Origin of the sequence: Nocardia miyunensis NBRC 108239, from assembly GCF_001613065.1 — a bacterium.
GTDB classification, from domain to species: domain Bacteria; phylum Actinomycetota; class Actinomycetes; order Mycobacteriales; family Mycobacteriaceae; genus Nocardia; species Nocardia miyunensis.
Genome location: NZ_BDBQ01000001.1, coordinates 293,729 through 318,346 on the forward strand (window position 1 = coordinate 293,729; position 24,618 = coordinate 318,346).

23 protein-coding genes are annotated in these 24,618 nt (G+C 66.2%); 7 read left to right on the forward strand and 16 right to left on the reverse strand.

What is annotated here, in order from left to right; all coding sequences use genetic code 11:
• Positions 1-60 precede the first annotated feature (60 nt).
• Positions 61-1,233 carry an acyl-CoA dehydrogenase family protein gene (locus NM2_RS01340; RefSeq protein WP_067662669.1) on the forward strand — a complete coding sequence of 391 codons (1,173 nt, stop codon included), beginning with the start codon at positions 61-63 and terminating at the stop codon, positions 1,231-1,233.
• A gap of 39 nt (positions 1,234-1,272) precedes the next feature.
• Here the strand turns inward: NM2_RS01340 and NM2_RS01345 are convergent, their stop codons facing one another.
• From NM2_RS01345 to NM2_RS01370, 6 genes are all read right to left on the reverse strand, one after another.
• Positions 1,273-2,466 carry an acetyl-CoA hydrolase/transferase C-terminal domain-containing protein gene (locus NM2_RS01345; protein ID WP_067662672.1) on the reverse strand — a complete coding sequence of 398 codons (1,194 nt, stop codon included), beginning with the start codon at positions 2,464-2,466 and terminating at the stop codon, positions 1,273-1,275.
• Positions 2,463-3,599, reverse strand: coding sequence for an acyl-CoA dehydrogenase family protein (locus NM2_RS01350; protein WP_067662675.1), 1,137 nt, complete (start codon positions 3,597-3,599; stop codon positions 2,463-2,465). The genes NM2_RS01345 and NM2_RS01350 overlap by 4 nt, the downstream gene beginning before the upstream one ends.
• Positions 3,599-4,741, reverse strand: a complete 1,143-nt coding sequence (locus tag NM2_RS01355; RefSeq protein WP_067662678.1) for an acyl-CoA dehydrogenase family protein — start codon at positions 4,739-4,741, stop codon at positions 3,599-3,601. Before NM2_RS01355 ends, NM2_RS01350 begins: the two co-directional genes overlap by 1 nt.
• Before the next feature lie 57 nt (positions 4,742-4,798).
• Positions 4,799-5,914: an acyl-CoA dehydrogenase family protein gene (locus tag NM2_RS01360; RefSeq protein ID WP_067662681.1), complete on the reverse strand. Its 1,116-nt coding sequence runs from the start codon at positions 5,912-5,914 to the stop codon at positions 4,799-4,801.
• 112 nt (positions 5,915-6,026) lie between these two features.
• On the reverse strand, positions 6,027-6,368 hold the full coding sequence (locus NM2_RS01365) for a nuclear transport factor 2 family protein (RefSeq protein ID WP_067662684.1): 342 nt from the start codon (positions 6,366-6,368) through the stop codon (positions 6,027-6,029).
• Entirely contained in the window at positions 6,365-7,012 is a 648-nt protein-coding gene (locus NM2_RS01370; protein ID WP_218025819.1) for a TetR/AcrR family transcriptional regulator, read from the reverse strand. The genes NM2_RS01365 and NM2_RS01370 overlap by 4 nt, the downstream gene beginning before the upstream one ends.
• Positions 7,013-7,113: 101 nt before the next feature.
• Here NM2_RS01370 and NM2_RS01375 point away from each other — a divergent pair, with 101 nt between their 5' ends.
• The 4 genes from NM2_RS01375 to NM2_RS51255 all read left to right on the forward strand — a co-directional run bounded on the left by NM2_RS01375 (position 7,114) and on the right by NM2_RS51255 (position 11,257).
• Entirely contained in the window at positions 7,114-8,346 is a 1,233-nt protein-coding gene (locus NM2_RS01375) for an FAD-dependent oxidoreductase (RefSeq protein WP_067662690.1), read from the forward strand.
• An 88-nt stretch (positions 8,347-8,434) separates the two neighbouring features.
• Complete coding sequence (locus NM2_RS01380; RefSeq protein WP_084530363.1) at positions 8,435-9,487, forward strand: alpha/beta hydrolase; 1,053 nt, start codon at positions 8,435-8,437, stop codon at positions 9,485-9,487.
• Between the two features lie 49 nt (positions 9,488-9,536).
• Positions 9,537-11,072, forward strand: coding sequence for an acyl-CoA synthetase (locus NM2_RS01385; RefSeq protein WP_067662696.1), 1,536 nt, complete (start codon positions 9,537-9,539; stop codon positions 11,070-11,072).
• Between the two features lie 11 nt (positions 11,073-11,083).
• Positions 11,084-11,257: an LLM class flavin-dependent oxidoreductase gene (locus NM2_RS51255; protein WP_245717779.1), complete on the forward strand. Its 174-nt coding sequence runs from the start codon at positions 11,084-11,086 to the stop codon at positions 11,255-11,257.
• Between the two features lie 294 nt (positions 11,258-11,551).
• Here NM2_RS51255 and NM2_RS01390 read toward each other — a convergent pair whose 3' ends face one another.
• From NM2_RS01390 to NM2_RS01425, 8 genes are all read right to left on the reverse strand, one after another.
• Positions 11,552-11,923, reverse strand: coding sequence for a hypothetical protein (locus tag NM2_RS01390; protein ID WP_067662699.1), 372 nt, complete (start codon positions 11,921-11,923; stop codon positions 11,552-11,554).
• Between the two features lie 182 nt (positions 11,924-12,105).
• Positions 12,106-12,336 (reverse strand): biotin/lipoyl-containing protein, encoded by a 231-nt coding sequence (locus NM2_RS01395; RefSeq protein WP_067662702.1) that lies wholly within the window; start codon positions 12,334-12,336, stop codon positions 12,106-12,108.
• 40 nt (positions 12,337-12,376) lie between these two features.
• Positions 12,377-13,375 (reverse strand): alpha-ketoacid dehydrogenase subunit beta, encoded by a 999-nt coding sequence (locus tag NM2_RS01400; protein WP_439956411.1) that lies wholly within the window; start codon positions 13,373-13,375, stop codon positions 12,377-12,379.
• A gap of 2 nt (positions 13,376-13,377) precedes the next feature.
• Positions 13,378-14,367: a thiamine pyrophosphate-dependent dehydrogenase E1 component subunit alpha gene (locus tag NM2_RS01405; RefSeq protein ID WP_067662708.1), complete on the reverse strand. Its 990-nt coding sequence runs from the start codon at positions 14,365-14,367 to the stop codon at positions 13,378-13,380.
• Positions 14,364-16,010 carry an FAD-binding protein gene (locus NM2_RS01410; protein WP_067662711.1) on the reverse strand — a complete coding sequence of 549 codons (1,647 nt, stop codon included), beginning with the start codon at positions 16,008-16,010 and terminating at the stop codon, positions 14,364-14,366. Before NM2_RS01410 ends, NM2_RS01405 begins: the two co-directional genes overlap by 4 nt.
• On the reverse strand, positions 16,007-16,357 hold the full coding sequence (locus tag NM2_RS01415) for a 2Fe-2S iron-sulfur cluster-binding protein (RefSeq protein WP_218025820.1): 351 nt from the start codon (positions 16,355-16,357) through the stop codon (positions 16,007-16,009). The genes NM2_RS01410 and NM2_RS01415 overlap by 4 nt, the downstream gene beginning before the upstream one ends.
• Positions 16,358-16,372: 15 nt before the next feature.
• Complete coding sequence (locus tag NM2_RS01420; RefSeq protein WP_067662717.1) at positions 16,373-17,707, reverse strand: aromatic ring-hydroxylating oxygenase subunit alpha; 1,335 nt, start codon at positions 17,705-17,707, stop codon at positions 16,373-16,375.
• 112 nt (positions 17,708-17,819) lie between these two features.
• Complete coding sequence (locus NM2_RS01425; protein ID WP_067662720.1) at positions 17,820-18,449, reverse strand: TetR/AcrR family transcriptional regulator; 630 nt, start codon at positions 18,447-18,449, stop codon at positions 17,820-17,822.
• 245 nt (positions 18,450-18,694) lie between these two features.
• Here NM2_RS01425 and NM2_RS01430 point away from each other — a divergent pair, with 245 nt between their 5' ends.
• Entirely contained in the window at positions 18,695-19,573 is an 879-nt protein-coding gene (locus NM2_RS01430) for an acyl-CoA thioesterase (RefSeq protein ID WP_067662724.1), read from the forward strand.
• A 43-nt stretch (positions 19,574-19,616) separates the two neighbouring features.
• On the opposite strand, the gene NM2_RS01435 is transcribed toward NM2_RS01430, so the two are convergent.
• Positions 19,617-21,128 (reverse strand): class I adenylate-forming enzyme family protein, encoded by a 1,512-nt coding sequence (locus NM2_RS01435; protein WP_245717780.1) that lies wholly within the window; start codon positions 21,126-21,128, stop codon positions 19,617-19,619.
• Between the two features lie 705 nt (positions 21,129-21,833).
• Here NM2_RS01435 and NM2_RS01440 point away from each other — a divergent pair.
• Complete coding sequence (locus NM2_RS01440) at positions 21,834-22,595, forward strand: 3-hydroxyacyl-CoA dehydrogenase (RefSeq protein ID WP_067662730.1); 762 nt, start codon at positions 21,834-21,836, stop codon at positions 22,593-22,595.
• A gap of 403 nt (positions 22,596-22,998) precedes the next feature.
• Here NM2_RS01440 and NM2_RS01445 read toward each other — a convergent pair whose 3' ends face one another.
• Entirely contained in the window at positions 22,999-24,504 is a 1,506-nt protein-coding gene (locus NM2_RS01445; protein WP_439956825.1) for an acyl-CoA synthetase, read from the reverse strand.
• Between the last annotated feature and the right edge of the window lie 114 nt (positions 24,505-24,618).

A 24,618-nucleotide genomic window follows, 5' to 3' on the forward strand; every position in this document is an offset into this window, starting at 1 on the left:
TAGTTATCTAAATATGCTAATTCTTCAGCTGTCGATTCTTCGAGCACTCCGGAGGGCCCCATGCCAGACATCCCCGTGTTGGCCGACTGCACGCCACTGACCGAACAGCAGCGCGACCTGCAGTCGATGGTGCGCGAATTCGCCGCCGACCGGGTCGCTCCGCTGGTCACCGAAGCCAATGCCGAGGAGCGCTTCCCGCGCGAAATCCTCACCGAGATGGGCAAACTCGGCCTGCTGGGCGGACTGGTTCCCGAAGAATACGGCGGGATGGGTCTGGACCACCTGACCTATTCGCTCGTCATCGAGGAAATGGCCCGGATCGACCACATCGCCGCGGTCTACATGAGTATGCCGTCGAGTCTGGTCGGCGCCGGGCTGCTCCGCTTCGGCACCGAGGAACAGAAGCAGCGCTGGCTGCGGCCGCTGGCGCAGGGTGAGCTGTTCGGCGCGGGCGGCGTCACCGAGCCTCGCTCCGGCAGCGACGTCGCGGGTATCACCACCACCTACCGCGTCGACGGGGACGGCTTCGTCCTGTCCGGCGCGAAGGCATGGATCTCCAACCTGGACAGCGCCGACTTTCTCATCACCTTCGCTACCCGGGATAAAGCATTGGGCCGCAAGGGCATCAGCGCGTTCATCATCCCCACCGACAGTGCGGGATTGACCCTGCGGCCCTATCGGGACAAACTCGGCTTCCGCTCCATCTGCACCGGCGACGTCTTCCTCGATCAGGTCCGTGTGCCCGCCGATCATCTGATCGGCGCCGAGGGGCAGGGCTTCGCGATCGCCATGTCCGCGGTCGAGAGCGGGCGGCTGGCGGTGGCCTCACGCGCGGTCGGCCAGGCCCACACCGCCCTCGAGGACAGCCTGCGCTATGCCAAGGACCGGGTGGTGTTCGGCCAGGCGATCGCCGAATTCCAGCTCACCAAGGCCAAATTCGCCGATATGGCCACCGGGGTGGTCACCGCCCGCCTGCTGACACATGCCGCGGCGCGATTGCTCGACACCGGCGACCGGGCACGGGCCCAATTGTCGATGGCCAAGCAGTACGCCAGCGACGTGCTGCAGCGAGTCGCCACCGACGCGGTACAGATACACGGCGCCTACGGCACCTCACCGGAATACCGGGTATCCCGAATCTACCGCGACGCCAAGGTGTTTCAGCTGGTCGAAGGCGCCAACGAGATCCACCGCCTGCTGACCGCGGACTTCCTGCTCGGCAACCGATCGTGAGCTGCGAACAACAGTGGTCGCGACGAGCGAACTACAGGTTCAGAGCGAGTCTGTGTGCCCGGCGCGTGAACGGTGTTGCGGCAGTTCCCGATTTCGACTCCACAGGTCGACGAGCGCGGCTCGGCGCTCCGGTCTGGACAGTCCCCGCAGGTCGACCCCACCGACCTCGGTGACGACCATGTCGACGTCATGGGACGGTGTGCTGACCGGGCACGAGAGCGTGGGCACCAAGGTGGATCTCCCGCCGTGTGCGGTCGTCATCGCGATGATGCTGAGCCCACCGATGGATCGGGCGCCCGCGGTGGCATAGTCACCGTGGCCGCCGATGCCGCCGAGCACCGCGGCGGCGGTGCCCTCGACGTTGACCTGCCCGTCGTGGTCGATCTCGATCGCGGTGTTCACGGCGAAGAACCGGTCGGCCGACAGGCGGCCGATGTCGTGGGTGTATTCGATCGAACGCAGCAGCGGCCGGCCGTCGGCCCACGCGTAAAGCCGAGGGCCACCGGCCAGATAGGTACAGGTCGGATTCTCTTGCAGTAGACCGCGTTCGGCGAGCTCTACCACCGGATCCGGCAGCATCCCGGAATCGATGCGCACCGGTACGGACAATTCCGCGAGCAGCGCGGTAGCCACCGGACCCGGCCCCACTTGCAGCCGCGCCCCGGCCGGAATCAACGGCGCCAGCCTCCGCGCGATCGCCGCGTGTTCGGGTCCGGGCCGATAGGGGGCGAGCGCCAGCGGCGCAGCGGTACTCTCCCCGACCATGATTACCTGATCCGGCGGCAGCGCCGGGCCTGCATCGCAGCGTGGCCTGCTGTGCGCGAGCACTCCGGCAACCACGGCACCGGCATCGATAGCCGCGCGCTGCCACGAAATCTCACTACCGAAGATGAATCCCCTCCCGGCGCCGACCACGCTCGCGATAAGCAGGTCGGGTCGCCACGCACCGTGCAGGAGCGCCGGAATCGTAGACAGCCGAACCGGCGGAAACCGCACGGCACCGGAGGCCACACCGTCACGCAGTCCCCACCCCGGCATGACGGTGACAACCTCGTCGAAGGCCGAAAAATCCAGCGCCGCATCGGGTTTCGGCAGCCAGCCGAGAATCAGCCGCACTCCCCCGGCCGCCGCGGCGGCAGCGCTCAACTCCGCCGAGATACCGCGCGGCGCGCCGAAACCGTCACCGACCGCAACGGTCGCGCCGGGCCGAACGAGTTCGGCGAGCGGTGTCATCGGGGCAGCCCCAGCACACGTTCGGCCAGGATATTGCGTTGAATCTCGCTGGTCCCCCCTAAAATGGTCTGCGCGCGGCCGACCAGCATGCGCTGTACCAGAGGCGCCCCGGCAACGAGTGCGTCTACCCCTAGCGCGGCGGTCGCCAGATCACCCAGGTCCCGGTAGATTTCCGAACTCATCAGTTTCAGCACCGAGAAGGCCGACGAACTCGGTTCGGGGTCGGTGCCGACCGCGCGCAACCAGGTATCGCGCAACAACCAGATCCTGGCCCACAGGCGAATGATCCTGTCGCGCAACAGCGGATCGAGCCGATCGCGGTCGCGCGCGGCATCCGCGACCGTGCGCAACGCCTCGAACATCCCGACCGCCTGGGCACCCAGCGAGAGCCGCTCCTGCCCGAGCGTGGCGGTGGCCACCGACCAGCCCTGACCGACCGCACCGAGCACCGCCTCCACGGGCAACCGCAGCCCGGTGAAGAACACCTCGTTGAACTTGCTCTCGCCGTCCATCTGCCGCAACGGACGCACAGTGATGCCAGGCAACGACATGTCCACGACGAACGCGGTCAAACCCTTGTGACGCTCATCCCCGGTCCGAGCGATCAGCAGGCCGTAGTCGGCGACCGCGGCCGCGGACGTCCACACCTTCTGGCCGTCGATAAGCCAGCCATCGGTGTCCTGGCGGGCTTTGGTCCGCAACGACGCCAGGTCCGAACCGGCCTCCGGCTCGGAGAACAACTGACACCACAGGTGGTCACCGCTGCGAATTCCCGGCAGCAGGCGTTCTCGCTGCGCGGGCGTACCGAACCGCATGATCACCGGACCCGCCAGATCCGGCCCGACGATATTGAGCTGGCGCGGCACCCTCGCACGGGCCGCCTCCTCGGCGAAGATCGCCTGCTCACGCACCGAGGCGTCCCGACCGCCATATTCCGACGGCCAATGCAGGCACGCGTATCCCGCGTCGGCGAGCAGGCGATGCCACCGACGGCCCGCGGGAACATCCGCGACTTCCGGTGTGCCGCCGTAATCGTGCAGACCGTCGGGGCGCGGCGCGGCCGACAACCACGCACGCACCTCGGCGCGGAATGCCGCACCGGCATCGTTCGACCGCTGCCCTGGCGCGCCCATCAAAACCCCATACCGCGGCCGATGAGATCCTTCATGATCTCGGTCGTGCCGCCGTAGAGCCGCTGCACGCGCGAATCGCGCCACAGTCGTGCCACCTCGTACTCGTTCATATAGCCGTAGCCGCCGTGCAATTGCAGGCAGCGGTCCATGATCTCCCACTGCACCTCGGTGGTCCACCACTTCAACCCCGCAGCTTCCTGCGGGGTCAGCTCACCGGCGTTCGCGGCCATGATGCACTGGTCGAGGTAGATCTGGGCGACATCGAGTTTGGTCTTCATCTCGGCCAGGAAATGGCGATTGACCTGGAAGTTGCCGACTGGCTGCCCGAAAGCCTTACGCTCCCCGGCGTATTGGACGGTCAGGTCGAACGCGCGGCGCATCGCGCCGAGCGCATAGGTCGCGATCCCGAGCCGCTCGGCGGGCAGATTGTGCATCAGATGGTAGAACCCACGGTTCTCCTCCCCCACCAGATTCTCGACCGGAACCCGCACATCGTCGAAGAACAATTCGGCCGTATCGGCCGACCACTGCCCGATCTTGTCCAGCTTGCGGCCACGACGGAATCCGGGAATCGTCGTTTCCACCGCGATCAGGCTGATGCCCTTGTGGCCGGCGGACGGGTCGGTCTTGGCCGCGACAAGTACGAGATCCGACAGCAACCCGTTACTGATGAACGTCTTCTGGCCGTTGATGATGTAGTCGTCACCCTCGCGCCGTGCGGTCGTCTTGATCCCCGCCACATCCGATCCGGCTGCGGGCTCGGACATCCCGATCGAGGTGACGATCTCGCCGCTGGTGAACCCCGGCAACCACCGCTTCTTCTGCTCCGGCGTGGTCAAATTGACCAGGTAGGAGGCCAGGATGTCGTTCTGCACGCCCAGGCCGATACCGACGGAGCCGGTGGCGAACATCTCCTCGCTGACGATGGTGTTGAACCGATAATCCCGGATGCCCAGACCGCCGTACTCCTCCGGAGCCTCCCAGCCCAGCAGCCCGGCCTGCCCCGCCTTGCGCCACGCCTCCCGGCTGACCTTGCCCGCACGCTCCCATTCCTCGGTGTGCGGGGCACATTCCCGTTCGAAGAAAGCCCGCGCCGTCGCGCGGAACTGGTCATGATCCTCGGTGAAGATGCTGCGGCGCATCGATCGACCTCCATTGCTTTCCATCTCTGGATCCGAAAAAATCAGCTACTTCTTCTGTCACAGCGGCAGTTCGGGCGCGGCCCGCGCGACCAGCAGTTCGCGATGCCGCTGCGGCGAACCGAGCAGCACCTCACCGCCACGAGACCGCTTGTAGTACAAGTGCGCCGGATGCTCCCAGGTGAAACCGATTCCGCCGTGAATCTGAATGGTCTCGGTCGCGCAATACACGAAACTCTCCGAGCACACCGCCTTGGCCAAACTCGCCAGGACCGCGGCGTCCGGCCGCTCCGACGCCGCGGCATCCGCCGCCGACAACGCAGCCGAACGTGCCATCTCGACGGCGACCAGCATGTCCGCACATTTGTGCTTGATCGCTTGGAACGAGCCGATCGGCCGGCCGAACTGCATGCGCGACTTCGCATAACCGACACACATGTCCAGGCACCGCGCCGCGCCGCCGAGTTCCTCGGCGGCCAGATAGACCGTCGCCAGATCGAACGCCTGACGCAGCGCCGGCCAGCCGGCGCCCTCCTCGCCGATCAGCCGGGCAGGGGCCGCCGCGAAGCGGATCGCCGCCAGCGGCCGGGTGGGGTCCAGGGCGTCGTGTGCGGTGACCTCCACCCCCGCGGCGCCGGCATCGACCAGGAACAGGCTCACTCCGCGCGCGGTCCTGGCCGCGACCACGAAGAAATCCGCGACATGTGCGTGCACGACATAGCGCTTCTGACCGTACAGTAGCCACGAATCGTCGAGTTTCGTTGCGGCAAGCTGTATTTCGGATTCATCCCAACACCCGTGCGCCTCGGTGAAAGCCAGTGCACCCACCAGGTCGCCGGAGCCGATCCCGGGTAGATATTCGGCGCACACACTGCGATCGCCGGTAGCCTGTATGACGGTGGCGGCCAGCCCGACGGATGCGAAGAACGGTGCGTCCAACAATACGGCGCCCATTTCCTCGAACGCGACCGCCAATTCCATCGGTCCGTATCCGGCGCCACCGAACTCCTCGGCGATGGCCAGTCCGTGCAGTCCGACCTGCTGCGCCATCACGGCCCACAGCTCCCGGTCGTAATCGGCCGAAGCGTCCGGCGCGGGCACCGAGTCTCGGGACGCACGCTCTGCAAGCAGCTTGCGCACGGTTTCGCGCAGGTACTCCTGCTCCTCGGTCAGCACCCGAGATCAACCCCTCGAAGTAGGTGTAACAGTTATATAATTAAGCAGTATATAACCCGAGGAGGCAAGTCGTACCTTCCGCTCCGGAGATCGGCCCCGGCGAATGTCACGGTCAGGCCGGTGCGGCGCCAGCATTCCAATAGTCACGATTCGCGCTGATCCGACCGTCACGCAGCGAGCCGACGGAGGCGCCGCGGAGGCCGACTGGTCGCATGACCCACTCGACGACGAAGACGTCGCCGCTGACATGACTGCTCACCACGTCGTAGTGGGCCCCAGGCGCCTTTTGCAACGCCCCCTCGACGAACGCCCGTGCCTGGTCCGCGCCCCGCGCGAGGTGACCGCTGGGCACATCCTCGAGGACGACCCCCGCGCTGAGTGTGTCCATGATGGCGTCGGCGTCACCGGCATTCCATGCGGCGAAGTAGCGATCGAGCGTAGCGTTCTCGGTCATTGTTTTCTCCTGTCTCGTACGGTTTTTCGCTCATCCCGCCCACTCGGTCGGGAAGCCGCGGAGCTTTCCAGCAGCCGCCGCAGTGCCCGGTCGAGCACTGCGCCGTCCGCCAGATCCGGTGCCGTGACACCGGCCGCTACCAGCGCTGGATGGGTGCCGCCGGCCTCACGGAGACCGCGGGTGACCAGCCATCCGGCGAACAACAGATAGGTGGCCGTGAAGATCTCGACAGCGACCGCCTCGGAGAAGCCGGCGGCACGCAGAATCGACAGTGCCGCACCCGTCAAGCGTCCGGCAGCCGCGGAATTGCGCGAGGCCGCGAGAACCCGCGTACCCGTTCCCGGATAGCGCAAGAACGTGCGGTCCATACTCGACACCAGATCGACGTACTGATCCACCCAGTGCGCGCCGGAGTCCGTATCCATCTCGACCCGCGCGGCCACCGCTTCGATCACGCGATCGGCCAGATCCTGACCGCCGCGCAGATGATAGTGCACCGCCGGCGGGGTGACCCCGAGCTCGGCGGCGACACCGCGCACCGTCAGCCCATCCAGGCCCCACCGCTCGACGAGCCGCAGTGCGGCTTCGAGGATGTCCTGCGCCGACAACGGGATCGGTTGCGTTCCACCACGCTGACGTGCCACCGACACCTCCGTGCACTCGGACCTCTCGCGTTCCGCGAACCATTATGTCACAGTAAATGAGATCTCATTATGTCCTAGTAAATGAGATTCAGGAGGACGAAATGCGTTGTGATGCAGTGATAATCGGCGGCGGCGTGGCCGGATGCGCTCTCGCGGCCCGGCTGGCGGCCGCCGGCCGGGCCGTGACCGTACTCGAGCGGGAACCCGTATATCGGGATCAGGTTCGCGGTGAGGCCCTGGTGCCGTGGGGATTTCTCGAAGCGGCCGAGCTAGGCGTAGCCGAAGCCGTCACCGGCGCGGACGGCGCCTCGGTAATCACCCGCATGGTGCCGTACGACGAGACGCTCGAGATCACCCGTGCGCGCCGCGGGGCGATCGATCTCAGCGCGGCGGTGCCGGGCGCGCCCGGCGTCATCGGGGTCGGCCATCCCGAACTGCGAGAGGCGCTGGCCACCGCGGCGGCGAAGGCGGGCGCCACAGTCGTCCGCGGCGTCACTCGCTGCGTCATCGAGACCGGCGACGCACCATCGGTCAGCTATCAGAGCTTGGGAACCGAGCATCGTCTGGACTGTCGGCTCGCGGTGGGGGCAGACGGCAAGACCTCGGCCACCCGGACCGCGGCTCGCATCCCGTTCACCATCACCACCCCGCGAGTGATGTTGTCGGGCATGCTGGTCGACGACCACGGTGCGTGGGATCGCAGCGACACCACGATCGCGGTGAGCGGTCGCAATCAGTACATCGTCATTCCGCGCGCCGACGGCCGGATCCGGCTCTACGTCGGCCGCCGCACCACCGACCCCGACCGCATCAGCGGCCCGGACCGGACCAGCCGATTTCTCGACGCCTACCGAACCCCGGCGCTACCGTGCGGCGACGCCCTGGCCGCCGCGGACCCGATCGGCCCCTGCGCCACCTTCCCGTTGACCGACGCCTGGACCGATACCCCCGTCGCCCCCGGCGTAGCCCTGATCGGCGACGCGGCCGGCTGGAGCAACCCCATCGGCGCACAAGGTCTCAGCGTCGCCCTGCGCGACGCCCGGCTGCTCGCCGAAGCGCTGCTCGACAATCGGACGTGGACACCGGCGACACTGCGTGGCTACGCCGAGGAACGCGCCGTACGCATGGCCCGGCTGCGCTTCGCCACCGCACTCACCGACCTGCTCTCGGCCTTCGGGCTACCCGACCGCGCCGCCAAGCGGGCTCGCATGCTGAAACTGGTGGCCGAGCGACCGGAGACGACGGCGGCGCTCGCGGGCATCCACTCCGGCCCCTGGGTGCCACCGGCCGCCGCTTTCACTCCTGACATCCTGACCACACTCGCCCTGACCTGACCTCACGATTTAATTAGATGAATTAGTAATCTTATTTGACTCTTGCCTGTTAGCATGCTCGGCACGGGGAGCAACGGAAGGACTATCAATGACGAGAAGTCTGCGGGGAATGCGGTTCTGGCAGGTGGTCATCGCCGCCGTGGCTTTGGCGGCCATGGCGCCGCCGGCCACCGCCGCACCGTCGGCCGAGGTCCGGTGCACGGAGGTCTCGATCCCCGTCACGCTGGACCCGAGTGGCGAGAATGCCGCCCACATCGCCGGAACATATTGCCGCCCGGCCGATCCGTCTCCCGTGCTGCAGATACTCGTGCCCGGCGCCACCTACGACCGAACCTATTGGGATTTCCCCGGATTCGGCGGTCGCTACTCCTACGTGCGGCATGCCGCCGGCACCGGACTGGCCACCCTCGCCATCGATCCGATCGGTGTCGGCAAGAGCTCCAAGCCGATCGGGCTACAGGTCTCGGCGTTGTCGGCGGCACAGGCCGTGCACGAGGTCATCCGGGCCACCCGCGCCGGCGCCCTCGGCCGCACCTGGAACAAGGTCGTGCTGGTGGGCCACTCGTTCGGTTCACTGACCTCGATGCTCGAGGCCGGTACCTATCGCGACGTGGACGGGCTGCTGATCAGCGGCGCGTCACACGCACCCGGCCCCGGAGGCATAGCCACCATCATCGGCGCGGTACGTCCGGCCCTGAACGATCCCGCCACCGCGGGGCAGGTACCCGCCGGCGACCTCGGCTACCTGAGCGTTCCCGGCGCCCGCCGGGCCGCCTTCTACGCACCGGCCGACTCCGATCCCCGGGTCGTGGCCGCCGACGAAGCCTCACGCACCGCCGGGACGGTCGGCATCCTGGCCACCATTCCGGTGTTCATCCCCGCCACCTTCGATATCGCGGTGCCGGTGCTCATCGCGAACGGGACCGCGGACAAAGTCTTCTGCGAACAGGGGGGCGGCGGCTCACTCACCGACTGCTCCACTGCCGCCACGCTGTACGGCTCCGAACGCCCGTTCTTCCCTCGCGCGAAGCTCGAGACATATGCGCTGCCGGGAGCGGGCCATTCGATGAACCTGGCGCTCAACGGGACGGAATTCTTCGACCGTGCCAACGAATGGGTGCACCACGTCGCCGAATCATGAAGCGGCGCACCATGATCGAAGATCGCCTGGAGCAGAGAGGGGAGACTTCGTGTATCCAGCCCACTTCGCCGGATCCACGCCGGGCAAGGCGGCGGTGATCGACACCGCCACCGGCGCCGTACAGACCTACGGCGACCTGGTGGCCGGTGCGAACCGGCTTGCCCGGCTGCTTCGTGAGATCGGATTGCGGCCCGGTGACCACTACGTGATTCTCGCCGAAAACCACCTGCGATATTTCGAGTTGGTCTGGGCCGGACTCAACTCCGGTTTGTACGTCACGCCCGTCAACTCGCACCTGACCGCCGCCGAGGTCGCCTACCTGGTCAACGACAGTACGGCGAAGGTGGTCATCACGACCACAGCGCTGGCCGCGGTGGCCGAGGAGATCGTCGCGCTCACCCCCGGTGTCGTCCGGCGTTTCATGCTCGATGGCACCAGCGCGTCCTACGAATCGCTGGACGCCGCGGTCCCGCACCAATCCGGTGAGCAGGACGACGCACAGGCCCGCGGCACCTTCATGCTCTACAGTTCCGGAACCACCGGCCGCCCCAAAGGTATCCGCTACCCACTCCCGGGGCATCCGGCCGCCGATGGCGACGCGGAACTGCTGCCCAGCGGACGCGCCCTCTTCGGTCTCGATACCGACACCGTATTCCTGTCCCCGGCCCCGCTGTATCACGCTGCCCCACTGCGTGTTTCGTGCTTGGTGCACTGCACCGGCGGCACGGTGGCGATCATGCCGAAATTCGATGCCGAGGCCGCCCTGCGCGCGATCGAGCGGTACTCGGTCACTTCGAGTCAATGGGTGCCGACGATGTTCGTACGTATGCTGAAGCTGGCACCACAGATCCGGTCCCGCTACGACCTGTCCAGCATGCGAATCGCCGTGCACGCCGCGGCGCCGTGCCCGATCGAGGTCAAATCGCAGATGATCGACTGGTGGGGACCGATCATCACCGAGTACTACTCCGGGACAGAAAATTTCGGCACCACCGCCCTGTCCAGCGAGCAATGGCTGGAACATCCGGGCTCGGTGGGCCGGCCGGTGGGCTGCAACGTCCACATCTGTGACGAGAATGGCGAGGAACTGCCGGTCGACGAAGTCGGCACCGTATATTTCGACACCGCCGCCGCGAATTTCAGCTATCACCGCGACCCGGAGCGAACCGCAGCGGTCTCTCATCCGAAACATCCGGGCTGGCATACCCTCGGCGATATCGGCCAGCTGGATGCCGACGGCTACCTGTATCTCACCGACCGCCGCGATTTCACGATCATCGCGGGCGGGGTCAACATCTATCCCCGTGAAATCGAGGATGTGCTGATCCTGCACCCGGAGGTAGCGGATGTGGCCGCCTTCGGGGTGCCGGACCCGGAACTCGGCGAACAGGTGAAAGCCGTTGTCCAGCCTGCCCATTGGGCCGACGCGGGCCCGGAGCTGACGCAGCGGCTACTCGACCACTGCAAGAATCGGCTGGCCCCCTACAAATGGCCGCGATCCATCGATTTCGCTCGGGCACTCCCCCGGCAGGACAACGGAAAGCTGTACAAGAAGGTGCTCCGCGATCCGTACTGGGCCAGGTGAGGCGGTAACCGATGCACCCGCGAACTCCACAATTCGGGATTCTCGTCCCGCAGCTCAACACCACCCCGGACGCCGGGATCGCCACCGCCCGCGCGGCCGAACGCACGGGTTTCGATTCCTTCTGGGTCATGGACCATCTCTACGGGCCCGGAGCTCCGCCGGTGAATGTGCCGGGCCGACACTGACGATGCCACTGGTTGGCGAGCATGCCGACTGGTGGAATTGCGTCGCCGGCGCCCGCGAGCGCATTGACAAGCTGGCGCCGCTGCGCGGTGGGGCCAGAATATCCGCACGATATCCGGTCGGCCTGGTCCACCCGTCGCCACGCCGTTGCGTCGCGATGCGGCCGCAGAGCGATAGTCCAGCTGCCGCAACATCATCCGTACACTCTCGGTACTCCGGCGTGGAAAGGGGTCAGGCGCGAACCCATCCGGTCGCACACCCCGCAGCTGTGGGGGTGCGACCGGAGCCGGACCGGATCAGTGCGGGGCTCTGCCCGAATCGGCCGGGGAAAGCCGACCGGGACCGGACTCGGATTCGTGGACGGTGATCGTACGCAGCAGACGGACGACGGGTGCCGGATCGGTACACAGGGCGTCGGACATGTGCAGGGCACCTCCCACCGCGGCGGCGAACAGCCGGTCGGCCACCGCCTGCAGATTGTCTGCCTCGATCTCGTACAGTGCGACGAAGGGGCCGTCATCGGTGATCGGCTCGAGCCGGCGGGCCGAGACGAACCCGTCCATCGCCACCACCTCGCGCAGATGAGTCTCGTCATACCAGGTGTGGTATTCCGCCGTGCGCTGCGGGGCACTGGGCCGCGTCTCGACGTACAGGATTCCTCGGGCCACGGCAGTTCCTTCCGATTCAGCGATTATGTCCGAACTAGCTGTTGCACAATATATTTCAAGTACTTTTACCCAGGAGAACCCCCTGGGCGGCGGCGGTCCCGCCCGGCAGTGGGATCACCGTGCCGCGCGGGACCGAGGCGCCTGGCGGCAACGAGATCACCGTGCCGCGCGGTCCGAGATGCCTATTCGATCCGGCCGACAACCGTTCCGACCGGGTACTCCACCTCGACCTCGCCGACGATGATCAGCGTTCCAGCGGCGGGCGACTCGATATCTGTCTCGGTCTTATCGGTGGCCAGGGTGTACAGGACGTCTCCCTCCTGTACGGCTTCGCCGTCCTCGACCAACCACTCCGTGATCGTTCCCTCGGTCATCGTCACACCGAGCTGGGGTATCAATAGTTCGTGCGCCACGGAAGGCGTCTCCTCTCGCGATGAATCGGATGATCGGGGCTCACAGCAGTCCGCGTACTGCCGCCTCGATCTGCGGCGGGCCCGGAATGTAGGCCTGTTCCAGCGATTTGGCGTACGGCACCGGCGTGTTCGGCGCTGTCACGCGTGCCACCGGACCGGCCAGCTCACCGAACAACTCCGCGTGAATGGTCGCGGCGAGTTCCGCGCCGAATCCATTGCGCCGCACCGCTTCGTGCACGACGACCGCGCGCTTGGTCTTGGCCACCGAGGCGAGTACGGTCTCGGTGTCCAATGGCTGCAACGTCCGCAGATCGACCACCTCGACATCGATCCCCTCCCCGGCCAGCTGCTCGGCGACGGCCAGACAATCCACCACCTGGCGACCGTAGGTCAGAATGGTGACGTCCGATCCGGCGCGCGCAATATTGGCCTTACCCAAGGGAACTCGATAATCCCCCACCGGAACCTCACCACGCGAGGCGAAGTAGAGCCCGAACATCTCCACGAAGACCACCGGGTCGTCGTCGAAAATCGACGACAGCAACAGGCCTTTCGCATCGGCCGGATTACTCGGCACCACGACCTTGAGCCCGGCGGCATGCACCAGCTGAGCCTCGAGCATGTCCGAATGCTGTGCCCCGAATCCACCGCCGGCCCCGGTGGCGGTGCGTACGGTGATCGGCACCGGGGTACGGCCACCGGACATGTAGCGCAACTTGGCGGCATGGTTGACCAGCTGATCCATGCAGACGTGGGTGAAGTTCATCAGCATGATCTCCGGGACGGGCCGCAGTCCGGAGATGGCCGCGCCGATCGCGGCCCCCATGATCGCCTGCTCGGAGATCGGGGTATGCCGAATCCGTTGTGTCCCATACTTTTTACCCAGGCCTTTGAACACACCGAAACCGCCGCCGCCGGGCTCCTGGATATCCTCGCCGAGGGCGAAAACCCGCTCGTCGGTCTCCAGCGCGATATCCAGTGCCTCGTTGATCGCCTGGACGAAGCCCAGGGTCCGGGTCTGCACAGGCTGTTCTGCGATGGTCATGCCGCCGCTCCTTCCGCATACACATCGGTGGTGAGTTCAGCCGGATCCGGCAGTGGAGCGTCGAACGCGAACTCGGCGGCATCGGCAACCTCGGCGGCCGCCGCCGCCTCGACGGCCTCGATCTGCTCGACCGTGGCCGCGCCCGACTCGATCAGTTGAGCCCGGAAGCGCGGCAGCGGATCGTTCGCCATCGCCGCCGCGAGTTCCTCCTTGGGCATGTACCCCTGCTGATCGCCCATGACATGGCCGTGGAAGCGAAAGGTCATGGCCTCCAGCAACGTCGGCCCCGCACCGCGGCGAGCCCGGCCGATCGCGTCGCCCGCGACCTGGTACATCGCAATGGGATCGTTCCCGTCCACAGTGACACCGGGCATCGAATAACCGGCTGCCCTGGTGGCGATGCTCTCCACCGAGGTGCCCTCGCGCAGTGGCGTGTACTCGGCGTATTTGTTGTTCTGACAGACGAATACGACCGGCAGCCGCCACACCGACGCCAGGTTGAGCGCCTCGTGGAAGGCGCCGATATTGGACGCGCCGTCACCGAAGTTCACCACGGTCACCTGATCGGTGCCGCGCATCTGCGCGGACAGGCCCAGTCCGTTCGCGATCGGCAGGCCGGCGCCGACGACACCGGTGGTGACCATCAGCCCGTACTCCGGCGCGGTCACATGCATCGGTCCGCCCTTACCGCCGCAGGTTCCGGCGGCCTTTCCGAGGTATTCGGCCCATAGATCTCGCAGCGGCACCCCCTTGGCGACCTGGTCGTGTAGTCCGCGATAAGTGGTCACCACGTAGTCGTCGCGCCGTAGATGCGCCGCGACCGAAGCCGCGACGAACTCCTGTCCGCGCGGCGAGTAGTACATGCCGCCGATCTTGCCGCTCAACATGTATGAGCGATATTTCTCGTCCGACAACGCGATTCGCGTTGCCGTCGCGAAGATGTCCAGTTGCGCCTCGGGGCTTGGCGCGGGGGTCGATGAACTCACCTGATCTCCTGATTCTTCGATTCGAGAATTTCGACGTCGCGACCTGACCCGGCCGCATGCTCACCCGCACGGCGGCCGGAGAAGACCGCATCGGCCAACGACAGCCCGGAAACGTAACTGTTGCTGCAGATTCCGACCGCCGCGCGTCCGGCGGCATAGAGGCCGGGCACGATACCGCCGCTCGCCCGGCGCACCGCCCCGGTGTCCTCATCCACCGCCAAACCGCCGAGGGTGATGAACGGGAACGGGTAGGCGGGGCTGACCTGCGGCGCCAGATTCACAGCGAAGTACGGCCCGCGGTCCAACACCCGGCGATACGGGTCCGCCTTACCGAACCGGTCTGGCTGCCCTGCGGTGATGTCCTGGTTGTACTGCGCGATGGTCGCCTCGAGACCGGCCGGATCAATACCACACGCCGAGGCCAGCCCCGCCACGGTGGCGGCCCGGCGATGACCGAACGGGCTGAAGATGTAGAGGCTCTGCGGGACCTGGAAGAACGCGCACTGCGAACGCGCCTGCCGCCGGGCCTTGCGCCACCCGGCCGCATCCAGAATCAGGAATCCGCGCCCGCCCTGCCGCTCGATCAGCGGCTCGGACATGGTCGCGCCGTAGAGCTGTTCGTTGGCGAAACGGTCGCCCGACAGACCGACCGCGACCCCTTCGAGAAATCCCGACGGAGGCGAGATGAACTTCCAGCCAGACATCTTGTGCAGGTGGCTGGTGGCGGCGTCCACCTGCGCACCCAGCCGCAGAGCCGCGCCGTCGTCACCGCCGGCGGCCAGCGGCGACACTTCGGTCCAGGCGGGCGCGTGGCGTCGTACCAACTCCTTGTTCTGCCCGAAGCCGCCGGTGGACAGCACCACCCCGCCGCGGGCCAGGACCCTGTGCCGAGCGCTCCGCTTGCGCTGGGCCGAAACGACTTTCGCCATCAAGCGGTCGCCCAGCGGCGGATGCCACACCTCTGCCTTGGCGGCGATCTCGGTGCGGACCTTGTGCCGGCGCCCGAAGACACCGGGGGCCGGGGCGTCGAATTCGACGCCCACCACCGCACCGTCGGCCACGATCAGCTCGCGTACCTCGGCCAGCGGCCGGAACTCGACGCCCTTGCCCAGCGCGGCATCTCGCAGCGTGGCGTAGAATGCGGCCCCGCTGAAATTCTTCGCCCGGACCCGGTGCCCGCGCGCGGCCGGGGCGACATTCTCCGCGTACTTCGGAACCTGTTCGTTGCCCGAGTAGTACAGAAAGTGGCGATTGGTCGGGTAGGACGTCTTGTACGGGCACAGGCTGCCCTCGAACGGCAGGCCCTGCGCGGTGAGCCACTCGATCATCGCGGGACTGCCGTCCACGAACCGGCGCAGCGTCTCGGTGCCGACCGCGTCACCGACCTCCCGGGCGAGATAGCCGAACATGTCCTCGCCGGAGTCGGTGACTCCCGCCTCCCGCTGGGTGGCGGTCCCACCTCCGGCGTAGACGACGCCGCCGGAATGCGTCGTCGATCCGCCGCCGTAGAACCTGTCCAATACCAGCACCGAGGCGCCGGCATCCGCGGCCGCGATCGCCGCACACGCACCGGCGCCACCGAATCCCACGATGACGACGTCGTAGACCTGTTCCGGCCGGGTCTCCGGTTCCCGCTCGCTCACCGCACCTGCTCCTCACTGTCGGATATCTCTGCCGACTCCGCCGACGGCGGCCGCGCCGCCCGCTTTTCCACCGTGATGTCACCGGTCACCGTCAGCCGGCACGCGAGCCGGGTATCCCGCATCGACCAACCCCTGCGGCGATTTGTGAGCTGCCGCAATATATTTCGCTCCTCGTCCAGGATCGGGCCTAGGTTCTCGTGCCCGTCGAGCACGCGCACCGCACACGCGGTGCAGCGCGCCTGACCGAAGCAGATCGTCGGCCAGCGGGCCTGGACCCGCAGCGCCGCCTCGAAGACGGTCTCACCGTCACGAACGGCCAGGTCGAACCCGGCGGGATCCACCCGCACGACTGCCACCTCGGATCACCGCGCCAGAAACTGGTCGATGGTCTGGTGGCTGTTGACGATCATGGCCTCGTACCGTTCGGACAGCACCAGATCGTCGAGGCCCTGGGTCTTGAGCCCTTTCTGCTGAGCGGTGATGTTGGCGAAATCCTCTTTGAAGATCTGGGGCCAGTCCTCGACCGGAATCGGCCCCTCGAGTTCGGGCCGATCCTCGCTATCTTCACCGGCCGCCGGAATCTGCAGCGCCCACACCTCGAAGATGCACGATTCGGGATCGTCGCCATTGGGGCGCACCCGGTACATGATCGAGTTCCCGTAGGCCGGCAACACGGTGATGTTCGGGAAGATATGGCCATAGCCGCTGGTGTTGGTCGGCGGCGGCGGCAAGGGGATGCCGGCGCCCTGCGCGTATTCGTAGAGCGCGCCGAAGAAGGCCAACGGGAACTGTTCGGGATCGATGCCACGTTCCAGCAGACCCTGCTGGATGAACATCTCCCGCTCGGTGGCGTAGGCGTCGGTGCCGAAGTACAGCGCGTTGTTGAACTGGATGAAGTAATCGGCCACGGTCATCCCCTCGACCGGAACCTCGCCGGACAGCGGCAACATATGCGCGTGGCCACCCTTGAAACACTCGAACGTGCCACCGAAGGCATCGAGGTTGAAGTCGTCGTCGGCAGCTCCCATGGCCAGCGACGGATGCGCCTGCATCACGTGGTATGCCTCCAGGAACGCCTCCTGGGCGACCTTCCAATTCCCCGGCAGGATCAGATGCCGCCACCACCGCACCTGCATCCGCTCGAAGCCGATCGGGGCCATCACCTCGGCGATCTCACCCATCGCCTCCGATAGCGGCGGGGCCTCGGGATCCATGTTGATCCACACCATCCCGAACAGCTCGCCGACCTGACATTCGCTCAGCCGCAACGAGTCTCGCTCGACACAATGGGGGGCGAAACCGCGTTCGGCGAAGACGTAGGAGTTGGAACCGTCCAGGTTCCAGCGCCAGCCGTGGTAGGGACAGACGATCTGGCCGCCGTGGAAGGTTCCGGTGTCGGTGGCCAGGGCGGTGGCACGATGGCGGCACGCATTGAAATATGCCTTGACCGTATTGTCGGCCTGGCGCACCACCATGATCGACTGATCGTTGATCTTGTACTCGGTGAAGTCTCCAGGGCGCGGAATCTCGTCCAGACGGCACGCCATCTGCCAGACGTGCGGCCAGAGCTTCTCCTTCTCGAGCTGCGCGAACTCCGGCGAAAAATACCTTCCCGCAGGAACTTTGGAGGAATCGGTGATTGCGAACGGGACTCCGGTGCTCGGCTGCTCGATCCGGCGTTCGGTGTGGATGGTCATGGCCAGCCACCTCCTTGTGACAGGGCTGCGACGTAAGTAACTAATTGATGAGTTACTTTATGGATGTGGCCCCGGTCACGTCAACGATTCCGGCAAAATTACCTAAATTCGTTTAATCATTGCGTTCGATCAGCAGGACTCCGGCCAGCAGCGCTTCGGTCGCGCCCACCGCCGCTCGATGCCGTTCGGCGGTGGCGGTCGCCGAGAGGTGAGCCAACCCCCAGGTCAGCGACGTCAGCATGTCCACCACGGACCGGGGATCGATACCGGGCGCCACCTCGTGGGCCCGCACCGCCTCGGCGACCAGCTGCGAGTACAGCTCGTTCTCCGCGCGCTCCCGGCGCGCCACCGCGGCACCCAGATCCGGATAGCGCGCGGACTCCAGGTAGACGGTGGCATCGAACCTGGCCACCGACGGATAGTCACGCACGCAGGCGATCGCCTCGTCCAGCAGTGCGACGAAATGCTCGCGCAGCGTCCCGGGAAACTCGACCGCCCGCGCCAAGCGGCCCATCACCTCGTCGATGCGCGCGTTCAGCGTCGCGGTGACCAGGTCCACCTTGGACGGGAAGTAGTGGTAGATCGCCGCACTGGTCAGCCCCGCCTGTTCGGCGATCGATTTCATGGTCGCCTTGGCATAGCCGACCTCCGCGATGTGATCCATCGCCGCGGTCATGATCCGGAGGCGTGTCTGCTCCCCGTCCGCATTCACCGGACGACCCATCCTGGCCGGCGCCGACATCGCATCTCCTCCCTACGAGGACAGTATCGAGCTCCCATTCTTCCATCTCGGACATATGCCATCGTCCCCCACCGCGGCCCGCCCCCGCGAACAAGCCGGACCCACGGCCGCCACGAGCCGCGACGGATGACATCCCGCCCTGATCGGCAACGCCCCCACTCCACTGTATATAGTTAGATAGTTAAGCGGAAAATGTGATCTGGCGAGGACCGCGCGAACTTGCTACCGAGAGAAGAGGTTCCGCCATGAGTATGGCGACACAGACGGCCGATCCGGTCTCCCTGGCCGACGTTCTGAGCATCCACCGGGTCAGCGGATCCGAATTCCTCGGCCCCGCCAGGACCACCTCGGCACCGCGCATCTTCGGCGGCGTCACGATCGGACAGACCCTACTCGCCGCCCGTGCAACAGTGACCGACCGCCGCCCGATCCACGCCCTGCAAACCACATTTCTGCGCCCTGGATACAGCGACTCACCCGTCACCTATCGCGTCGATCCGCTGCACGACGGCGCGTCGGTGACCACCCGGTTGATCACCGCCACCCAGCACGACCGGATCATCTTCACCGGCATCGCGTCATTCCACCAGCCCGAACACGGTCTGGCACATCAATTTACGACATTGTCCGCGCCCCGCCCGGAAGATATCGAGCCGGGCGCACGCACGGTGGGCAAATCTCGCAGCAGCTCATGGCTTTCGGCTCTGGAGCAGACCACCATGCTGGAATTCCGATTCCCCGACGCCCCCATCCGGATATCCGCCGAGCGCGGCGTTGCCGTGGATCCGCACCAGAAATTCTGGGTCCGCCCGGTCCGCCCGCTCCCCAGGGACAGCTCGGTGCATGCCGCTGTCCTGGGGTATCTGTCCGATGCGCTGCTGCTCTCGACATCTCTCGGCCCCCATCGCAAGACGCTGCAGGATCCGGACATACAGTTCGCCACCATCAACCACAGCGTCTGGTTCCATTCGGCATGCCCCGCTGACGACTGGCTGTGGTACGAACAGGAAGGCATCTGGGCCGGGTCGGCGCGCGCGGTCTGCCGTGGTTCGATCTTCCGCCGCACCGGCGAATTAGCGGCAACCGTCGTTCAGGAAGGGCTGATCCGGGTCACGCCGGAATGATCGCCGGACGCGCCCGCCGACACTCGCGGCGGGCGCGTCCGAATCAGGCTCCGGAGAACGTCCGGCGCAGGGACTGCTTGTCCAGCTTTCCCAGTCCGGTCTTGGGCAGCTCCGCCACGATCTCGAGGCGCTCGGGCAGTTTCTGCGGCATGAGGCCCGCCTCTCGCAGCCGTGCGGCGATATCGCTCAGGGTGGGCGTCGCCGTATTCGGACGGACGGTGATCACCGCACACACCAGTTCACCGCGTTCCGCGTCGGGCAGGCCGATCACCGCCACCTCCGCCACGGCCGGATGTTCGGCGAGCAGTGCCTCCACCTCGACGGGGCCGATGTTCTCGCCCTTGCGAATGATCATGTCCTTCAGGCGGCCGGTCACCTCGACATACCCGTCCGCACGCAGGTGCCCCAGGTCGCCGGTACGGAACCAGCCATCGGCAGTGAACGCCGACGCGGTCAGCGCCGGATCCGTGTAACCGCGAAATACCGACGCGCCCTTGACCTGAATTTCCCCGTCCCGACCGACCGGCAGCTCCTGGTCGTCGGCGACGACCCGCAGCATGAGACCGGGAATCGGGCGGCCCTCGGTCTGTGCCAGCTGCTCGTCGGTGTCGTCCGGGGATGCTACACAGATCATCGGCACCTCGGTCGCGCCGTAATCGTGCGCGACCGTCGCATGCAATTCGGCGCGCACCGCGTGATAAACGCTCGGCGGACACGGCGCCCCGCCGCCCTTGAGCAGACGCAGGCTCGGCAGCAGCCGCTCACCCGGGGCCAGCTTGCGCTGCTCGTTGAGCAGCGCGGTGTAGAACACGGTGCTGCCACCGGTGAATGTCACCCCATGTCGGCGGAACAGCTCCGAGGTGGCGGCCGGGTCGAACGCCTCGACCACAACGGCGGGGAACCCGACCAGTAACACCGACAGCAGATAGATCGCGCCACCGATATGCGCGACCGGGAACGGGATCCCGCCGAATTCGTCCGGTACCAGCCCGCCCCGCTGCGTGAACCCGCGCGCCGCGGCCAGCAACGAGCTGTCGCCGTGACAGGCCCCTTTGGGCTGCCCGGAAGATCCCGATGTGAAGTAGACCCACCGGATATCTTCCGAGACGACAGGTTCCGGAGGCAGGGCCGCCACGTCCGCCAACTCGGGTGCGACCATCCCGATGGTCAGCACGCGCCGGCTCCCCGGCAATCCTTCAGCCATCGCTCGGTAGTCGGTACCACGCCAGACTCCCGGTATCAGCATCGTGTCGGCCTCGGCGGCGGCCACCGCCACCCCGGTTTCGCGTTCCCGATAGATCGGGATGATCGGCGCCTGCAACGCCCCGAGGCGGGCCAGTGCGGCCATCACCAAGAGCGTGCTGATTCGCGTCGGCAGCTGCCAGGCCACCCGCGATCCCGGACCGATTCCCTCGGCATGCAGGGCGGCCGCGACCCGCTCGGCGCGTAACCGGAAGTCGCCGAAAGTGAGTGTGGTGCCATGTTCATCGACCAACATCGGCTGCCGCGCCGACCTTTCCGCGCGCTCACGGACGAGGTCCCAAACCCCTTCCACCGCAAAATTATCAGTGTTACTCAGAGGCGAAGCAGCGGGATCGACCAGCATCAGAGGAATCCTTTCACCAGGCCGTGGCGAGCGGCACAGTCTCAACATATAGTAAAAAGATCTGACTATTAACTCAATGCCTGATTCCGAGACGATCCGGCTCCGCGACGTCAACTGCGCGATCCGAGGGACCGCCGAGCGCCGGCTCGTCGCCCTCTATAGCGATGGTGGACGGTCTGTGGCGCAGCGAGTGTCAACATGCCCGCGCCATTCGCGGCTACCGTACGCAGGTCGCCGCGAATGCTCCTATCGAACCTCTTCTCCCAGTTGGGATCTCGAAACGACTCAGTGTGAAATGCGAGCCGAGGTCGTCGGCTCGACATGATCGGCGGCGTCGCCGTCGGCCGTCCGGTCGCCACATATCAGAACGCGCTGGACGTGCTTTCTTCCTGAGTTCCCGCGGAAATCCCGGCCGGAAAACGGGCATCGGTCTTCCCGGCGATCAGCGCCGTGACGACGAATCACCGGAAGTAGTGGTTCACGACTCTGGTAGCGGGCCCCACACCGATGCGAATTCCGGCCGCTCACTTCACCGATCCACCGGCTGCCGCAACTGTCCGTGCCGCACAAAGCCCCGACAACATCAGGTAGATTACATAGTGAACTATGTTGCAATAGTGGGCGAGGAGATCGCCGCTGTGAAAGGACATTCGAATGCAGATCAACGACAGCGTGGCCGTCGTCACCGGCGGCGCCTCCGGCCTCGGTTTGGCCACGACCAAGGCGCTGCTCGCCGAGGGCGCGTACGTCGTCATCATCGACCTCCCCTCTTCCAACGGTGAGGCCGTCGTCAAGGAGCTCGGCGAGCGGGTGCGCTTCGCCGCTGCCGATGTCACCGACGAGAGCGCGGTATCGCAGGCCCTCGACGTCGCCGAATCACTTGGGCCGCTGCGGATTGCGGTCAACTGCGCCGGGATCGGCAATGCGCTCAGGACTGTCGGCAAGAAGGGCCCCTTCCCACTCGACGCCTTCACCAAGGTCGTCACTGTCAACCTGATCGGTACGTTCAACGTGTTGCGCCTGGCCGCCGAACGCATCGCCAAGACCGAACCGGTCGACGGGGAACGTGGCGTCATCATCAACACCGCCTCGGTCGCCGCCTTCGAGGGCCAGATCGGCCAGGCCGCCTATTCCGCGTCCAAGGGTGGCGTGGTGGGAATGACGTTGCCCATCGCGCGCGACCTCGCATCGTTGCTGATTCGCGTGAACACCATCGCGCCGGGACTGTTCAAGACACCACTGCTGGGCACGCTGCCCGATGAGGCGCAGAAGTCGCTCGGCGCCCAGGTCCCGCACCCGTCCCGGCTCGGCGATCCCTCCGAGTACGGCGCTCTCGCCGCGCACATCGTCGCCAACCCGATGCTCAACGGCGAGACCATCCGCCTGGACGGCGCGATCCGCATGGCACCGCACTGAGAATCTCCGAGTTCGAGCCGAGCAGCGCCGGGCACGGTACAGTGCCCGGCGCTGCTCGGCTCGAAAATGCCGGAGCCGCAGGATGTTCCGCAACCGGCCCGGCGGAGCGCGGTCACGGCCACAGATTTGCGACTGGTTCATACGCGGTTTCGAGCAGGTGCGGGTCGCCGACCCCGAGGTGCCGCTCGGAGTCCGAGCACCGCTTCACCGACACCGCCGCAATCGCGCACCAGCCCTGTTCACCTTCGTCGGCTACGACCTACTCACCGGACCCGCCGGTAACGCGGCAAGGAATTCGATCTCACTCGAGCATATTGTATGGGTGACAACGGCTTTCACGGCAATCAGATCCGGGCGAGATGCGGAGCGGAGAACCGACCCTGAATCGATCGGCTCCCGGCCATCATGGGCGAGAAGGGTTTCCGGCCGAGTGAGGCCGCCGCGGGTCGACGTAATCGGCCAGCAGTTGACGGCGCAGGATCTTTCCGCTGGGCAACCGGGGCACCTCACCGAAACTGACCGACCGGGGTGCCTTGTAGTGCGCGAGCCTGTCGCGGCAGTAGTCGATCAACTCCCGCGCGAGGTCCGGGCCCGGCGTCACATCGGGCGCGGGCTGGACCACAGCGTGTACCCGCTGACCCATCTCGTCGTCGGGTAGTCCGATCACCGCCACGTCGAGTACCGCGGGGTGCAGGGTGAGGGCGTCCTCGATCTCCTGTGGGTAGATGTTCACGCCGCCGGAAAGAATCAGATCCGAGCGGCGGGCCGACAGGTACAGGTAGCCGTCCCGGTCGACATGACCGAGGTCGCCGAGGGTGTTCCAGCCCTTGTCGTTGAACGCCTCCGCGGTCTTGGCCGGGTCCCCGAGATATTCGAATCGCCGGATATCACCGAACCAGACGGTGCCCACCTCGCCGGGCGCGAGCTCGTTGCCGTCGTCGTCGCAGATGTGCACGACGCCTTGTACGGCCTTGCCGACCGATCCTCGGTGGGTCAGCCACTCGGGTGTGTCGATCATGAAGAAACCGGTTCCCTCACTGCCGGAGTAGAACTCGGTCAGCTTGGGCCCGAACCACTCGATCATGCGCTCTTTGACCTCCACCGGGCACGGTGCCGCGGCGTGCACGACCAGGTGGATACTGGAGACATCGTAGCGCTCGCGAATATCGCTGGGCAGCTTGAGCATTCGCACGAACATCGTGGGCACGAACTGTGCGTGGGTCACCCGGAACCGGTCGATCAGCCGGAGGGTTTGTTCGGCGTCGAATTTCTCCATCACGATCGCGGTGCCGCCGTTGCGCACCGTGCCGAAGGTCCAGCCCAGGGGCGCGGCGTGGTAGAGCGGTCCGGGGCTCAGGTAGACCGAGTCGGGTCCGAAACCGAATGCGGTGCCCATCAGGTGGTCGATGCCGAGTCCGACGCCGAACGGTTGCCCGGTCAGCGTGGGGAGAATTCCCTTGGGGCGTCCGGTGGTTCCGGACGAGTACAGCATGTAATAGCCCTCGGACTCGTCCCGGATGGGTGTGCTCGGCAGATCCGCGATCGCTTCCTCGACACGTTCGGCCCCGGCGGCGCTGCCACCGACCACCAGTCGCCATCGCAGCTGCGGAGCTGCCGCCTCGGCCGCCTCGGCGAGATCGGTCAGCGATGCCGAGTGGATCAGCAGGCGCGCACCGCAGTTCGCGACGATATAGGCCGCCTCCTCGGCGCTCAGGTGCCAGTTGACCGGCGTGTGGAGCAGGCCGGACCGCTGTGCGGCCCACACGACCGGGAAGACCTCGAGCTGATTGCGCATCAGGATCGCGATACGGTCGCCGGGACGCAGCCCACGGGACCGGAACAGGTGCGCGATTCGATTCGACCGTTCTTCGAGTTCGCGATAGGTCAGCGTCTCACCGCCGGCGCCCATGACGATCGCGGGCTTGTCCTCGTACCGGGCGGCCAATTCCGTGAGATTCACACCGCATCCCATTCCTTCTCGTCGAGTTCGGCCCCCTCCTGTCGAATACGGCTTGGAGCTCGT

Bases quoted from the DNA above. Each gene is read 5' to 3' on its own strand.
- NM2_RS01340 (WP_067662669.1), top strand. From the start codon at position 61: ATGCCAGACATCCCCGTGTTGGCCGACTGCACGCCACTGACCGAACAG.
- NM2_RS01345 (WP_067662672.1), bottom strand. From the start codon at position 2,466: ATGACACCGCTCGCCGAACTCGTTCGGCCCGGCGCGACCGTTGCGGTC.
- NM2_RS01350 (WP_067662675.1), bottom strand. From the start codon at position 3,599: ATGGGCGCGCCAGGGCAGCGGTCGAACGATGCCGGTGCGGCATTCCGC.
- NM2_RS01355 (WP_067662678.1), bottom strand. From the start codon at position 4,741: ATGCGCCGCAGCATCTTCACCGAGGATCATGACCAGTTCCGCGCGACG.
- NM2_RS01365 (WP_067662684.1), bottom strand. From the start codon at position 6,368: ATGACCGAGAACGCTACGCTCGATCGCTACTTCGCCGCATGGAATGCC.
- NM2_RS01375 (WP_067662690.1), top strand. From the start codon at position 7,114: ATGCGTTGTGATGCAGTGATAATCGGCGGCGGCGTGGCCGGATGCGCT.
- NM2_RS01380 (WP_084530363.1), top strand. From the start codon at position 8,435: ATGACGAGAAGTCTGCGGGGAATGCGGTTCTGGCAGGTGGTCATCGCC.
- NM2_RS51255 (WP_245717779.1), top strand. From the start codon at position 11,084: ATGCACCCGCGAACTCCACAATTCGGGATTCTCGTCCCGCAGCTCAAC.
- NM2_RS01420 (WP_067662717.1), bottom strand. From the start codon at position 17,707: ATGACCATCCACACCGAACGCCGGATCGAGCAGCCGAGCACCGGAGTC.
- NM2_RS01425 (WP_067662720.1), bottom strand. From the start codon at position 18,449: ATGTCGGCGCCGGCCAGGATGGGTCGTCCGGTGAATGCGGACGGGGAG.
- NM2_RS01430 (WP_067662724.1), top strand. From the start codon at position 18,695: ATGAGTATGGCGACACAGACGGCCGATCCGGTCTCCCTGGCCGACGTT.
- NM2_RS01440 (WP_067662730.1), top strand. From the start codon at position 21,834: ATGCAGATCAACGACAGCGTGGCCGTCGTCACCGGCGGCGCCTCCGGC.
- NM2_RS01445 (WP_439956825.1), bottom strand. From the start codon at position 24,504: ATGGGCGCCGGCGGTGAGACGCTGACCTATCGCGAACTCGAAGAACGG.